This window comes from Paludisphaera rhizosphaerae, assembly GCF_011065895.1.
GTDB lineage: Bacteria > Planctomycetota > Planctomycetia > Isosphaerales > Isosphaeraceae > Paludisphaera > Paludisphaera rhizosphaerae.
The window spans coordinates 1-13,413 of sequence record NZ_JAALCR010000053.1; the positions used below are offsets into that span (position 1 = coordinate 1).

Annotated in this window: 13 protein-coding genes; 6 read left to right on the forward strand and 7 right to left on the reverse strand. The window is 65.9% G+C overall.

All coding sequences use genetic code 11. The annotated features are described in order from the left end of the window. The first annotated feature begins 303 nt into the window (after window positions 1–303). Entirely contained in the window at window positions 304–1,560 is a 1,257-nt protein-coding gene (locus G5C50_RS30815; RefSeq protein WP_165075606.1) for a beta propeller repeat protein, read from the forward strand. Window positions 1,561–1,768: 208 nt separating this feature from the next. Next, window positions 1,769–4,531, forward strand: coding sequence for a phosphoenolpyruvate carboxylase (gene ppc, locus G5C50_RS30820; protein WP_165075609.1), 2,763 nt, complete (start codon window positions 1,769–1,771; stop codon window positions 4,529–4,531). A gap of 246 nt (window positions 4,532–4,777) precedes the next feature. Here the strand turns inward: ppc and G5C50_RS30825 are convergent, their stop codons facing one another. The 3 genes from G5C50_RS30825 to G5C50_RS30835 are packed head-to-tail and all read right to left on the reverse strand — an operon-like array spanning window position 4,778 to window position 6,630. Next, on the reverse strand, window positions 4,778–5,476 hold the full coding sequence (locus G5C50_RS30825; protein WP_206107931.1) for a low molecular weight phosphatase family protein: 699 nt from the start codon (window positions 5,474–5,476) through the stop codon (window positions 4,778–4,780). Between the two features lies 1 nt (window position 5,477). Then, entirely contained in the window at window positions 5,478–6,347 is an 870-nt protein-coding gene (gene arsM, locus G5C50_RS30830) for an arsenite methyltransferase (RefSeq protein WP_165075615.1), read from the reverse strand. Further along, window positions 6,331–6,630: an ArsR/SmtB family transcription factor gene (locus tag G5C50_RS30835; RefSeq protein WP_407673632.1), complete on the reverse strand. Its 300-nt coding sequence runs from the start codon at window positions 6,628–6,630 to the stop codon at window positions 6,331–6,333. The genes arsM and G5C50_RS30835 overlap by 17 nt, the downstream gene beginning before the upstream one ends. A gap of 339 nt (window positions 6,631–6,969) precedes the next feature. Between G5C50_RS30835 and G5C50_RS30840 the strand changes: the two genes are divergently transcribed. Next, window positions 6,970–7,176 (forward strand): ankyrin repeat domain-containing protein, encoded by a 207-nt coding sequence (locus G5C50_RS30840; RefSeq protein WP_165075620.1) that lies wholly within the window; start codon window positions 6,970–6,972, stop codon window positions 7,174–7,176. A 259-nt stretch (window positions 7,177–7,435) separates the two neighbouring features. On the opposite strand, the gene G5C50_RS30845 is transcribed toward G5C50_RS30840, so the two are convergent. Beyond that, entirely contained in the window at window positions 7,436–7,762 is a 327-nt protein-coding gene (locus G5C50_RS30845; RefSeq protein ID WP_165075623.1) for a hypothetical protein, read from the reverse strand. Between the two features lie 150 nt (window positions 7,763–7,912). On the opposite strand from G5C50_RS30845, the gene G5C50_RS30850 reads away from it, so the two are divergent. From G5C50_RS30850 to G5C50_RS30860, 3 genes are read left to right on the forward strand one after another with little or no spacing between them, the layout of a single operon-like run. Continuing rightward, complete coding sequence (locus G5C50_RS30850; RefSeq protein ID WP_165075626.1) at window positions 7,913–8,581, forward strand: DUF6891 domain-containing protein; 669 nt, start codon at window positions 7,913–7,915, stop codon at window positions 8,579–8,581. A gap of 5 nt (window positions 8,582–8,586) precedes the next feature. Further along, on the forward strand, window positions 8,587–9,276 hold the full coding sequence (locus G5C50_RS30855; RefSeq protein WP_165075629.1) for a hypothetical protein: 690 nt from the start codon (window positions 8,587–8,589) through the stop codon (window positions 9,274–9,276). Window positions 9,277–9,334: 58 nt separating this feature from the next. Then, window positions 9,335–9,733 carry a hypothetical protein gene (locus G5C50_RS30860; RefSeq protein ID WP_165075631.1) on the forward strand — a complete coding sequence of 133 codons (399 nt, stop codon included), beginning with the start codon at window positions 9,335–9,337 and terminating at the stop codon, window positions 9,731–9,733. Window positions 9,734–9,829: 96 nt separating this feature from the next. Here G5C50_RS30860 and G5C50_RS30865 read toward each other — a convergent pair whose 3' ends face one another. The 3 genes from G5C50_RS30865 to G5C50_RS30875 form a co-directional block, all read right to left on the reverse strand. After that, a complete protein-coding gene (locus tag G5C50_RS30865) occupies window positions 9,830–10,327 on the reverse strand; it encodes a hypothetical protein (RefSeq protein WP_165075633.1) in 498 nt (165 codons plus the stop codon). A gap of 174 nt (window positions 10,328–10,501) precedes the next feature. Continuing rightward, window positions 10,502–11,854 carry a hypothetical protein gene (locus G5C50_RS30870; protein ID WP_165075635.1) on the reverse strand — a complete coding sequence of 451 codons (1,353 nt, stop codon included), beginning with the start codon at window positions 11,852–11,854 and terminating at the stop codon, window positions 10,502–10,504. 229 nt (window positions 11,855–12,083) lie between these two features. Continuing rightward, window positions 12,084–13,406 (reverse strand): dienelactone hydrolase family protein, encoded by a 1,323-nt coding sequence (locus G5C50_RS30875; protein WP_206107932.1) that lies wholly within the window; start codon window positions 13,404–13,406, stop codon window positions 12,084–12,086. Window positions 13,407–13,413: the final 7 nt, after the last annotated feature.

Sequence of the window (13,413 nt, forward strand, 5' to 3'; positions counted from 1 at the left end):
GAGGGGAGAGGGGACAATCAGGTCAGCCTGGCATAGGGGGCGAAACTCACAGAAGCGTGGACATGCCATCGGCGGCGGGCGTGTGGCGATGTCGACGATGTTTCAACGATCACCTCAGTCATCAGCCTCCCAGCACTTTCGAAGATGTCCACGTCGAAAGTCTCCCTCCCCGGGCGCGTCATCGGGCGAGCAACCTCGCCGATCCATGGCTCCGCAAGCGTGGCTATGTCGCCCTCAAGGCTGGTATTCTCATCGATGGGAACTCTGTCCCGACCGGATCGGTCCGACACGAGGAGCCGCGCCATGAGACGGGTTGCACGCGCGATCGGGAACCTGCTGATCCTGGCGGCGGGCCTCTTGGGTGCGGGCTGTGTCGCGGAAGGACCGACGTCCGCCCAGGCCGACACGCCGCTGACTGCCGTCTCGAAGCGCCAGGCCTACGTCTACGCATCAACGCCCGACGGCCTCTTCCGAGCTTCGGTCGCAGCGAAGCGCTGGGAGCGGCTGAAGACGCCTCCGGAGATGCCGCTGAATGGGACGTTCGCCAGACAGCCCGCACTCTCGCCGCTGATCATCTACGTGGCCCTGCGTTCGCGGTTCGGCCCGGAGCCCCGTCCAGGATTGCGGTACGGGCTCTACCTCTCAAAGGACGACGGCGTCAGCTGGGAACTCGTGTCCGATCGCGACGACTTCGGCGACGTCTTGCACCATCCCAGCGGTGCGCTCTTCGCCGTGACGGGTTCCGACGGCGTCAACGCGGGGAGCCATCTCCTCCGTTCGCCCGACATGGGCAAGACCTGGCGCGACATCACGGGGACGGCCTTCGGGCAGTTCATGGCGATCCAGCCCGATCATGTTCATCCGAACCTGGTCCGCATCTACGCCTGGGCGATCCGCGACTATCGGTTCGAGGCCGCCGATGAAAACTACCGATGGCGGTGCATGCAAGCGAATGAGCCCGAAGCAGGCAAACTGACCGACGAGGAGTTCTTCTCGCGGGACTCGTCCAGTTCCAACAGGTACTGGCTGTATCCGGCGACGCTCGCGAACTATTTCGGGTACGACTTCGGGAACCAGACGGAAGTGCAAGCCCTTGAGGTGGTCCCGCTCAAGTCCCGCTTTGAGTTCGCCCGGGGGGCCCGCGTCACGATCCCGATTCGCGTCGTCTTCCATCAAGACGGGGGCGCCCCTGGCGAGAAGTTCGCCGACCAACCCGGCGGGCTGGACTTCTGGGGGGTCCGCGTCAGGTCGTCCGGCGCCCAGGTCGTGAAGTCCCCCCTCGATCGCCGCGTGATTACGATCACCGTGGACTCGACCGAGGACGGCAAGCTCGTCTCCACTCGCAGCGAGCCGCCGCCCGTCAAGTACCAGGTCTTCGACCTGACACCGACCACGCCGTATGAGCGGCCGATCGACCTGGATCGCCTGGCCGACTTCTCGAAGTCGGGAGAATACCGCGTCCAGATCGTGTACTCCTTCAGCGAACACGGGGAAGGAAGCGACGTCCCCTGGAACGGCCACTTCACAAGCCCCGTCTTCACAGTCGCCATTCAGGAGTAGATCGGGCGAAACGCCGGAGGCCCTACCCACGCGAGAGTGGCCATGCGATCGGCGCCGACTCGCGATCATCGCGCGCCTCGAAGGCATGGACGGATTCGATGTCGTCATTCCGATCGCTCGGCGAGTCTGAGTGATGAAACGGGCGGTGGGGTTGCTATAGTCGAAGCTCGTGAATCGGTCCCGAAGACGCACCCGACGCGGAGTCGCCATGCAGCCCGAGGCCCTCGAAGCACTCAGCGACGACATCCACCGGCTTGGCGGCCTGCTGGGCGGGACGATCCGCCGTCTCGCCGGGCCGGAGGCGTTCGATCTGGTCGAAGACGTCCGCGGGAAGACCAAGGAGCTTCGGGCCGACTCGTCGGTCGAAGAGGCGCGGCGGCTCCGCGACCGCCTCGATCAGATCGACCTGCCCGAGCTGCGGACGCTGATCCGCGCCTTCAGCGTCTACTTCGACCTGATCAACCTCGCCGAGCAGCAGGCCCGCGTCCGGGCCCTCCGAGCCCGCCAGCGCGAGGCCGACCACAGGCCCCAGGTCGAGAGCCCCGGCGCAGCCCTGCAAGCCCTCCGCGACCGGGGCGTGACGGCGGACGAGATCGCCGAGCACCTGGAGCGGGCGCTGATCTGCCCGGTCTTCACCGCCCACCCGAGCGAGGCGCGGCGGCGGACGATCCTCGAAAAGCTCGCCGCAATCGCCCACGAACTGGATCGAATGGAGCGCGGCGACCCCGTCCCCGCCGAGCGGGCGAGGGCGATGGAGGCGATCGCCGAGGAGGTCGAGACGCTCTGGCTCTCCGACACAATCCGGGGGACGCGGCCGACGATCCCCGACGAGGTCCGCCAGTGCCTCAACATCGTCGAAAAGAACCTGCTCGACGTGGTCCCTCGGCTCTACCGGACGGTCGAGGCGAGCCTCCGCGAAGTCTATCCCGAGCGCGAGTGGCGGGCCCCGGCTTTCCTCCATTTCGGCTCGTGGATCGGCGGCGACCGCGACGGGCATCCCGGCGTCTCCCCCCTCGCCACGGCTGAGGCGATCCACCTCCAGGCTGAGACCCTGCTCTCCCACTACCTCGAGCGGATGGACGCCCTTTGGCGGCGGCTCAGCCACTCGGACCGATTGATGGAGCCGGGGAAGGAACTGCTGGCGTCGATCGCGAAGGACGCCGCATGCTTCCCCGAGCTTCCCCAATCGCCGGCGCACGAACCCTACCGGGCGAAGTGCCGGCTGATCTCGGCCAAGCTCCGCAAGACGCTCGAAGCCCTCCGGTCGGTCCCGTCCTGGACCGACGCAGTCCGGACGCCGCCGCCGGGTGTCTACTTCGGGCGGGATGAGCTGCTCGCCGACCTTCGCCTCATCGCCGACGACCTGGAACGGGTCGGAGCCCAGGCCGCCGCCGACGGCTCGATCCACGACGTGATCCGGCTCGTCGAGGTCTTCGGCGTCCACCTGCTCACGCTCGACCTCCGCCAGCACAGCGGCCGTCACGCCTCAGCGCTCGACGAGATCTTCCGCAGCGCCGGGGTCTGTGAAAACTACACGGCGCTCTCGCCCGACGCCCGGCTCGACGTCCTCGCCCGGGAGCTTGACGGGACTCGCCCCCTGATCCCCACCCACCTGGATTACTCCGACGCCACGAACGAGGTCGTCGAGACGTTCCGGATGGTCGCCGCCCTGCTCGAAGAGCGGAATCCCGAGGCGATCAACAAATACATCATCAGCTCGACGACCGAGCCGGCCCATTTGCTCGAAGTCCTCCTGTTCGCCCGCGAGGCGCGGCTCTTCCGACCCGACGAGGGGATCAGCCGGGTCGACATCGTCCCCCTCTTCGAAGCCCTCGAGCCGCTCCAGACCGCCTCGCCGATCATGGAGAAGCTCTTCAGCCTGCCGATCTACCGCCGCCACCTGGAGCTTCGCGGACAGCTCCAGGAGGTGATGATCGGGTATTCCGACAGCAACAAGGAGAGCGGGTTCCTTCAGTCGGCCTGGGCGCTTTTTCGGGCTCAGCTCGACCTGGTGGAGACGGGGCGGAAAGTCGGCGTGGCCATGCAGATGTTCCACGGCCGTGGCGGCGCGATCGGCCGTGGCGGCGGGCCGGCCAACCGCGCCATCCTCGCCCAGCCGCGCGGGACCGTCGACGGCCGGCTCCGGATCACCGAGCAGGGCGAGATGATCGCCGACCGCTACGGCCATCCCGGGATCGCCGAGCGGCACCTGGAGCAGGTGATCCACGCCGTCCTCCACACGAGCTTTCCGTACGAAGGCGAGCAGCCCGACCCAGCCTGGATCGCGGTTCTCGACCGCCTCGCGCGGGCCGCGTACCGGATCTATCGCGGGCTCGTCTATGAGACGCCCGAATTCCTGACCTATTTCCAGCAGGCCACGCCGATCAGCGAGATGGCCGACTTCAAGATCGGCTCCAGGCCGGCGCGGCGGGGCAAGTCGACGGCGCTGGAGAACCTCCGGGCGATCCCCTGGGTCTTCAGCTGGATGCAATGCCGCCACACACTCCCCGGCTGGTACGGGCTCGGCGGCGCGGTCGACGAATTCCTCGACGAGCAGCCCGAGGCGCTGGCGACGCTGCAGGATATGTACCGCCGCTGGTCGTTCTGGCAGACGCTGATCGACAACGCGCAGATGATCCTGGCCAAGGCCGACATGACCATCGCCCGGCTCTACGCGGACCTCGTCGAGGATCCCGCCCTCGCCGACGCGATCTTCGCCCGGATCTCCGAGGAATACCGCCGCGCCATCGACGTCGTCTGCCGGATCACCGGCCAGTCGACGCTCCTGGAAAAGATGCCGATCCTCGAACGCTCGATCCAGCAGCGCAACCCCTACGTCGACCCGCTCAGCTTCATCCAGCTCGTCCTGCTCCGACGCCTCCGCGCCGAGGACGACCCGGACGAAGACCTGCTCGTCGGCGTCCTCGAAAGCATCAACGGGATCGCTTCCGGCTTGAAGAACACCGGCTGATGGCGGAGGCCGGCCGGATCAAGGCCGCGGCCTTCCCCCCTTGAGGGGGAAGGTGGCCCGAAGGGCCGGATGAGGGGGACGACCGCCGTTGGACGTGTCTTCGACGGGACATTCTCAATCCCACGGCGGTCGTCCCCCTCATCTGACCGCTTCGCGGTCTGTCTTCCCCCTCAAGGGGGGAAGACGTCCTGATCGGCACCGCCGCAAAAGTGTCGGGTCGTCATGGCTCATTCAGAGCCATCCCATCTATCTCGCGCTCGCACGAGCGATGAGTTCCTGGGCGAGCTTCATCACGGAAAGCATGACCCGGCCGATTTCGTCACGGCGTTCCGTGTATTTCTCCGCCTCGTAGGGCTGGTCGTCGAACTCCTTGGGGTCGTCGAACGGCATCGGGATCCGGGCCGATGCGCCTTGTACGATTGGGCAGCCCGCGTCCGCCTCGTTGCAGACCATCAGGGCCGCGAAGCCCTCCTGCGGATTCACGGGGTCGGAGTAGAGCTTGGAGAATTCGAGGACCTCGAAGCCGTCGCCCCACGAGACGCGGTACTCGGGGTTTCCGGGCGCCTTCTCCGCGCCGGTCGGTTCGACGCCGAAGCCCGCGGCTTCCAGCGCCGAAACGGTGCGCGGGTTGAACGCGGAGGGCTCCGTGCCGCCGCTGTGGAAGCGGATCTCCGGCATGCCGTAGAAGGCCGCCGCGAGGTTCCCCATGGAGGAGCCAAGAATGCTCCGCCGGGAGTTGCCCGTGCAGACGACCACCGCATGAAGCGGCTCGCCCGGCTGATAGTGTTCGGCGATCCAGCGCGCGAAGGCGTTCGCCGCCTCATGGTGTCGCGGCGCGATCGCTTGGAGGTCCGCGTCCAACCGCTCCGCGTGAAGGCGGAGCGGTTGGGTCAGCCTCGATCGACTCTCGAAGGGAGTTGCGTTGGGTGGTGATGCAGGGTTCATGTCAGGGTTTGAGAGCATAGACCTGCACGCTGGCCGCGTACTCGTTGACGTTGAACCGCTTGAGAAGCTCGGCGAAGCCGCCGTGCACCGCGTTCGTCACCGAAGGCGAGCAGCACGATTCTCCGATGACCGAGAGCGAAGACTCCAGCGCGGGAGGAGCGCAGCACGCGGCTTGCCCTTCGACCTCGCCGTAAGCGTTCAGATCCTTGCCGGCGTCGACGACCTGGACGTCGGAGAAGCCCGCCGCCTTCAGGTCTCTGACGTAGTCCTCGATGGGCACGGCCCCCGCGATGCAGCCGACGTAGGCGAACAGGTCCTGTTCGATCTCGGGCGGGAGCGGCTTCTTCAACGCGATGTCCGAAACGGCGAGCCGGCCGCCGGACTTGAGCACGCGGAAGATCTCGCGGAACACGGCCGCCTTGTCGGGCGCGAGGTTGATGACGCAGTTGGAGATGACGCAATCGACCGTGGCGTCGACGAGAGGCAGTTTATCGATGGTGGCCTCGTGGAACTCGACGTTGTCCAGGCCCTGCTTCTTGGCGTTCGCTCGGGCTCGCTCCAGCATCGAAGGGGTCATGTCGATGCCGATGGCCTTGCCCGTCGGGCCCACCTTCTTCGCGGCGAGGAACACGTCGAGCCCGCCGCCGCTCCCAAGGTCCACCACCACCTCGCCGGGCCGCAGATTCGCGGTGGCGGTGGGGTTGCCGCACGAGAGCCCCATGTTGGCCTCCGCCGGGATGCTCGCAAGCTCCTCGGCCGAGTATCCGAAGGCCTCGGCGATGCGGTGCACGCCCTTGTGCTCGCTGGAAAGCGAGCTGTCGGCGATCGCTCCGTACTTGTCGCGAACGACTTCCTCAATCGACGGCTTCATCGGTGTCTCCTCCGGGTTGGCAGCCCTCGTCCTCCATCAGGCACAGGGCCAGATCGAGCAGCGGGGCGACGCACCCGTTCTTCACACGGTAGATCATGCTGTTGCCGTCCCTCCGCGAGGCCACCATGCCCGTGTCGGAGAGCCGTTGCAGCTGGTTCGAGACGGCCTGAGGCTTCATGCCCAGAGTCTTCGCGATGTCCGACACCGAAGCCTCCCGACTCCGCACCAGATGATGCAGCAGCCGAATCCGCGTGTCGTTCGCGAGCATCTTGAACAGGGCCATCACCTTCACGGCGTCGACGAACGAGAGAAGCTTCCGCTCCTCAAGCGCCGGGCGGCCAGGGGCGGCGTCGGAAGGAGGACAGCAGGCGATTTCCAGTGCAGTCTGTTTCTTGGCCATCAGGGCGAAACCTCCAAAACCACAATTACACGACCTTGTGTAATTGTGTCAATAGAGTTCGTGATGGAAAGCCTGCGGAAGCCGAAGCAGGCCGCCGATCACACGTCGAATGACCCGATTCGCTGGGTCTCTCGTCTCGTGGGCTGGGTCGAGACCCAGCCTACAAAACTGGAGCGCGGATCGCCGATCGATGTGCGATCGGAGGAAGGAGCGACGCCCTTGATGAATGCGGCCCAGTCGCGGCAAATCGGGAAAGTCGCCACGTTGCTGGATCATGACGCCGACCCGAGCGCCGCCGATGCGAGGGGGTTCACCGCCCTCCACCGGACGGCGGAGACAATACTGTTCGGCACGGGAATTGAGCTTCAGAAGAAGCGATGGAAACCTCCCTTCTCCCCTGGTGGGAGAAGGTGGCCGAAGGCCGGATGAGGGGGATCCCAAACGTCCGCCGACGGTTATGACCCCCCTCATCCGCCCCTACGGGGCACCTTCTCCCACCAGGGGAGAAGGGAGGCAATCGCCTCCGATGGCTTATATGCAAGTCGTGCCGAACAGTATTGACGGCGGAGATGGGAGAGGTGGAGATCGTGGACCCGCTGGATCGACGGTGAAACTCAAGTTCGAAACAACGAGGCCTATGTCTGATCTGGGAGATCATCAACCATCAGACGAATGGGCTTCCCTTTGCTTACCACTCCTCGCCACTGTCGTCTCGGTCGAGCGTGACGTCCACCGGGCCGGCCGCGAGGGCGAAGTGAATGGTCTCGCACTCGCACTGGCCGATCCAGAAGACGCCGAATCGGTCTCTCGAGCGTATCATCACCCGGTGGAGTTCGAGGTGCCTCCAGCAGTAGCCGCATGGGGCGTCGATCTCCCTCCGAGTCTCGTCGAACGACTCCACCTCCAGCCATTCCTCAAGCTCCGCCGGCGGGACGACGTCCAGAATACTCGCGTACCACTCGGCGCGGGCTCCGTAGAGAGCCGCTTGCATCTCCCGAATGGATTCTCGGGTCATGGGAAGCACCCTCCTCAGGTTGATCCTCACAGGATGCTCCCCAATTGGGCGTGGATTTCGAGAGTCTTCTAGCCGCATCTCTCGAGTTGCGAGAGACTCGATAGGGTAGAGCGAAGCAGAAGATGCGACGGCCCCGTGAGTCCGGAAAGCATGGGCGAGGAACGAGAGTGGAACGACGCAGCGCGCGACGATCTCCGAGAGCAGCTTCGGTCTGCCATCCTGGGCGAGATGCGGCTGGCGAAGCGTGATCACGAGGACATCCTGCAGGTCTGCAGCGAAGTCTACATTGAAGATGCACCTGAAGCCGAGAGGGAAGAGTTCACCCAGTTCTCCGCCGAGGAGATTGAGCGAGCGGCGGACCGGCAAGCGGCTGAACGCCTGACCTGGCTGGGGGAGACGGATTGCGATCGGCTCGACCACGTAGAGGCCGCACTCCAGGAGCGCGGAATCCTCCTGTGGCAAGCCTCTCCCTGTTGCGACAATTGTACTTTATCCGAGATCTCGGACCGGATTGCCGAGATTGACAACCGTGCCCCCGGATTTCGCGGCCGAGTACGCGGCTACGCCTTCTTCATCGATCAAAACCTGCCCTCAGAGCTGGCTGACGACATCCGACTGCATATCTATCTGGGCTTCGGATGGATATCGCCCGACGGCTCCTCGGTTGGACCCGAAGACTATCACAAGTACGCAGTTGAGATTGGACAGGAAGTCAGCCGGTGCCTGCAGGATGCGGGCTTCGAGGTCGACTGGAGTGGGGACTTGTCCCGCAAGATCGGCGTTTCGTTGAATTGGCAGCGTCGAACGATGCTTCGATAACGCTCGTGCCGACCAACCAGGAGAGGATCGACGGAGCCGGCAGGCGGCGGTCCGTCGGAATTGAACGTCAAGTAACTGGTTCAGATGGAGGGGCCGTGGGCATAGACCTGATCCTCAGATGCGATGACCGAGACTTCTGCACTCGCCCCTCGATGGCGGAGTGGGACATCATGGCCCGGCTGCGGGAGTTCATCCCCGATCCCGTTGACGTCCTCGTCGGCGGCGCTGAGACCGAGATGGGAGTTGATGAGGATGTCCCCGTCGTCGAGTTCCTCGAGGCGATCGACCGCGTCGACGGCTTCTTGGCCGACCAGAGTCACCTGCTGCCGGCGACGTACGTCTTCAAGAGCGAATACATGCTCCTGAAAGGCAACCGTTTCCCGCTACACGACGAATTCGACACGGGGGGCATGAGCGGCATCGAGCTGCCCAATGACCCGGAGCATCGGTATGCGATCTGGGCTGGAGTGGAAGAATGCCAGCTCACCAAAGTGGCGATCGATTCCGACGGCAGGGGCAGGATCGTTGAGCGTCGAGATCTGCGAAACGAGAAGGAGCTCGAAACCAAGACCTGCGGCCTGATCCAGATTCGGAAGCGAAACGATCACGCCGGGCTTCGTCGGTTACTCGCCGAACTCCGTGAGTTCCTTGAACCATCGAGCGGGGAGATGGTCACGAGGACGATCAGCGGCTGAATCATCGGAACGGTTGTCGGAAGCACCTGCTCGAGCCGTCTATCAGGAGGTGTCACCCATGAGGAATAGCCTGGGCCGCATCCTCCGACTCCTGACCGTCTGCCGGCTCATGCTCCTGGTCGCGATCGTCGCCATGGCCTGCGAGCTGGAGGTCTGGCGGCGACGCCATCCCTACTGCCTGGATCAGGCCGCCCGCTATGACGCGGCGGCGAAGGGCCACCTCTGGCTCGCGGAGAGCCACGACAGGATGGCCTCCCGCTATCGCCAACCTCCGGCCGACCTGGTGCAGTCCGCCATCTACAAGAGTGCGTCGTGGCGAGAGCAAGCGAGGGCGGAGAGCGCCGCGGAGCAGGGGCGGGCCTTCCGGCACGCGGCGAACTACCCGTGGCTCGCCTTACCGCCCGAATGCGTCGATCCGATGCGGGCTCCCCATACCGAACACCCGGAGGATCGATGACCCGATTCGGCGCTGGGCGCCATGGCCACGATGACGCGTGGCCATGCGATCGACGTGCGTCTCCAGCACGGACGTGACCCTCGAGAACTGGAGTCGCTAAGCATCAGGGCTCAAATTCTCCCTGGACCTGGACCTTGCCATGTGACGCGACACCAGACCCCCGCCTAAGGCGAAAAGGCAGGTCAGCGCGCAATGGGCGACGCCATTACGATTCGCCCGGCGATTCTCGAGTACCAGGATGGGAACAGCCCCGGGTTTGGCCCGCGGCGGATCGAAGCGCCCAACCGATTCGACACACACCTCGATGAGGAAGGAGGAGACGAGGTTCCGATTGACCTCGCCGGGACCAACCGTTCGCGGCCCGGCGATCCAGGGGCCGAATCCGATCACGAAATAGGCCCATCCCGCGACGGCGACGCCATGCCAGGGCGACTCCCGGCGCCGAGCGGCTATTGCGGCGTAAATCAGGCCGAGAAACGTGAGAGTATAAATCAATTTGAACCAGTCATTAGAACCCGACTGCATCCCTGCCAAGAACGCTCCGCACAATCCGACCAGCACCATGATCCCGGCGATAGTTGGTCGATTGGACATTTTGATGCTCCTATCGCCGTCGCTGAATGGCAAAGAGTCCCGGTTCACCTGCTTGGCGGGCAGCGCCGCCAGTGTCGTCGGGCAGGTCGAGACCCAGCACTGATAAACCTTGGTTGGCAGCCGAGGCGTGAGTCGAGTCGAGTGTAATCAGCGAGCCTTCAGGGTGGTAACGCCTCACTCGACCGGACGGTCCTCGACGGGCAGGCTTTCGTCGCGAGACGGCTTGGGGAAGGCGGGGGGGAGGGCCTTCAAGTACGGGCCGACGAGGTCTTCGGGCTGCGCGGGGACGGCGCCGTGGTCGCGGCGATAGAGTTCGGCGGCCAGTTGGAGGACCAGGTCGTGGTGGTTCGCGACCTCCTTGGCGGGGGCTCCAAACCAATCCATCGACAGGTTGGTCTGGATCACGGAGGCCGTCTCGCACGAGTCGAGCCAGCCGGCGAGCGCCTCGGGCGAGAGGGCGCGGGCCTTGGGCGGAGCCTCCGGGCCGAACGCGTAGAGGTCGTAGTTCGTGACGTAGGGGTCGGGCTTCGGCCTCCGCTCCGGGGGGAGGTCGTAATAGGCCGCCCGGTTGGCCGTGAAGAGGCGGACCACCCGGAGCCGCCGCTCGGGCTCGCGCCTCACGTAGAGCCAGGCGTCGTAGAGCGACTTCCACTGCTCCGGCGGCACCACCGAGAGGAGCATCGGCCTGGCCGCCAGCCAGCGGGGGATGGGCCTCAGGATCCAGTAGTTCTCGTTCGGGAACCGGCGGGCGAAGATGAGGTACTCGGCCTTGAGCGTGAAGGCGTTCGACGGCACGATCGCCTCGCAGGCGAGCACGTCGTCGAGCGCCTGGCGGATCTGCTCGGGGGTCGTGCGAGAGTCGGCCGCCCAGGCGGCCGCCCGCTTCCGGACCAGGTCGTGGAAGGCCTGGGCCTCGGACCTCCGGTGCTGGGTCCCGCGGGCCGCCAGCAGGCGGGTCATGCGGAGGTTCGCCCGCAGCCAGACCCACGCGCCGGCCATGTCGCCCTGGTCCTCCAGCCGGGACGCCTCCAGCGACGCCAGCGACTGGAAATGACGCAGGGAGGTCATCTCCTCGTTCACGGGGAAACGCGTGTGATTTGCGTCGAGCGCATCGGGCCGGTCGGTCGCCTGGCGGTACATCTCCAGGGCGTCGCGATTCAGTTCCGCCCAGCGACGGTCCTCGGGCTTCGCCGCCGACCACAGGCTCGGATCGATCAGGGACTTCGTCGCCGTGCCGTCTTCGGCCGACCTCGGCCGGAGCAAGCCCTCGGCCCGACGATAAAGTACGAAGGCGTTGCGATCGTCGGGGATCGTCTGCGACCGGAACGCCTCAACGTCGAACGGCTCGCCGACGTCCGGCAGGCCCAACAATTGCGTCGCCCACCAGATCGGCCCCGCCGCGATGATCGCCAGCACAACGAGCGCCGTCCCCAGCATCCGACGACGACTCGCCGCCACCCACCGGAACGGCCCGAGCATCCAGAAGAACGTCGGAAACCGACGCTGAAGGGTCGCCGTCTGCGTCATCCCGTCGCTCCTCATCGGCCCTCGAAGAAATCGTCGGCCCGTCGCACCTGCCTTCATATTAACGACAACTGTCAGACACGACCATGTGAAATCGGCTGGGGAGAAAGGTGACCCCGATTCGTAGGGGCCGCCCCTTGTGGGCGCCCTCATCGCCGTGGACATCCGATGGCGATCGGGCGCCCACAAGGGGCGCCCCTACAACGATGGGCCCGCCGGCGGCCGGACGCCGTTACTCAGCCCGCTTGCCCCAGAGTTGGTCGGCGAAATCCATATATCGCTGCCAGTCGTAGGGGGTCAGGTCATGGACGCCGGTCCGGATGTGGTAGCCGACCTTGCCGCGCGTGGCGGGGGATTCAAGGGGGGGCATTTCGTTGGGCTGGAAGCCGGGGAGGCCGTAAATGGCGTAGGCCGGCGCGGCGTTCGCCAGGCTGAGGAACTCGCCGCGTTGGTCGGCCCAGAAGTCGGCGTCGGCGCTGGCGACGTAGAGGCCGCGCGGGGCGATCAGGGCCAGGAGTTGATGCTGGTCGACGGGCAGCTCGGCCTCGCGGTCGTCGAAGGCGTGGAAGTTCTCGCAGAACCAGTAGGGGAAGCCCTTGTTGATCGCCTTGAAGTCCTCGCCGAAGTTGCGACGGCTCAACGCGGCGCCGCCGCAGCCGGAGTCGTTCGACACGGCGATGGCGAACCGTTCGTCCTGCGCGGCGGCCCAGAGGGCGGTCTTGCCTCCCCGCGAGTGGCCGACGACGGCGACCTTCGAAGCATCCACGTCCGGATCGGTCTCCAGGTAATCCAGGACCCGACTCGCCCCCCACGCCCAGGCCCCGATCGTGGCCCAGGCGTCCGGCCCCGGCGAAGCCCCGCCGGCGGCCGGCCAGACGCCCCGGACGCCTCGGGCGCGGGCGGCCTCGTCCTTGGAGTCGGGATCGACGTCGTTCGTCCGGAAGACGGCCGTCGCGTAGCCTCGGGCGATGATCTCCTCGGCCGGCCAGAACCCGGCCTTTTCGGCCCGCGACGGATCAGCGCTGCTCTCCGGCCGGTTGTTGATCAGCAGGAACGCCGGCGTGCGTCCGCTCTTGCCGTTGGGGACGAGCAGCGACGCCTCGAAGCGGAACGACTTGCCCGCGTCGACACTGGTGATCCGCACGCGCTTCCGCGTCGCCTGCCCGTCCATCGCCTTCGGGTCCCGCTCCACGACCTCGAACCGGACTTCCGACGGCTTGGCCGGCGTCCGCCCGTAAACGAGCTTCCGGAATAGCTCCAGCGTCTCCGGACGCCGCTTCCGCTCCCAGGCCTCCGGGCTTGAGACGCGCGTGCCGTCCTCGCACAGGAGCACGTCGGGGAGCTTGTAGGCGACGACCTCGCTCTCGCGGTAGTTGATCGGGGTCTTCCGCCGCAGCAGTGGGTCGAGCAACTGCGGGTTCGGCTGCCACGTCCCCTCTTTCGCTTGCGCGGGAGCCTTCGCCGGCTCCTGGGCGAGGACGGGCAGGGGAGTCGTCGTGATCGACGCGAGGACCCCGAACGACATCATCCAACGACGACCGCAGTCGTATCGCATCGCGCAT

Coding starts and splice junctions, on each gene's coding strand:
- G5C50_RS30865 (WP_165075633.1), bottom strand. CDS start 10,327: ATGTCCAATCGACCAACTATCGCCGGGATCATGGTGCTGGTCGGATTG.
- arsM (WP_165075615.1), bottom strand. CDS start 6,347: ATGAAGCCGTCGATTGAGGAAGTCGTTCGCGACAAGTACGGAGCGATC.
- G5C50_RS30835 (WP_407673632.1), bottom strand. CDS start 6,630: ATGGCCCTGTTCAAGATGCTCGCGAACGACACGCGGATTCGGCTGCTG.
- G5C50_RS30875 (WP_206107932.1), bottom strand. CDS start 13,406: ATGCGATACGACTGCGGTCGTCGTTGGATGATGTCGTTCGGGGTCCTC.
- G5C50_RS30850 (WP_165075626.1), top strand. CDS start 7,913: ATGGGCGAGGAACGAGAGTGGAACGACGCAGCGCGCGACGATCTCCGA.
- G5C50_RS30815 (WP_165075606.1), top strand. CDS start 304: ATGAGACGGGTTGCACGCGCGATCGGGAACCTGCTGATCCTGGCGGCG.
- ppc (WP_165075609.1), top strand. CDS start 1,769: ATGCAGCCCGAGGCCCTCGAAGCACTCAGCGACGACATCCACCGGCTT.
- G5C50_RS30845 (WP_165075623.1), bottom strand. CDS start 7,762: ATGACCCGAGAATCCATTCGGGAGATGCAAGCGGCTCTCTACGGAGCC.
- G5C50_RS30840 (WP_165075620.1), top strand. CDS start 6,970: ATGAATGCGGCCCAGTCGCGGCAAATCGGGAAAGTCGCCACGTTGCTG.
- G5C50_RS30825 (WP_206107931.1), bottom strand. CDS start 5,476: ATGAACCCTGCATCACCACCCAACGCAACTCCCTTCGAGAGTCGATCG.
- G5C50_RS30860 (WP_165075631.1), top strand. CDS start 9,335: ATGAGGAATAGCCTGGGCCGCATCCTCCGACTCCTGACCGTCTGCCGG.
- G5C50_RS30870 (WP_165075635.1), bottom strand. CDS start 11,854: ATGACGCAGACGGCGACCCTTCAGCGTCGGTTTCCGACGTTCTTCTGG.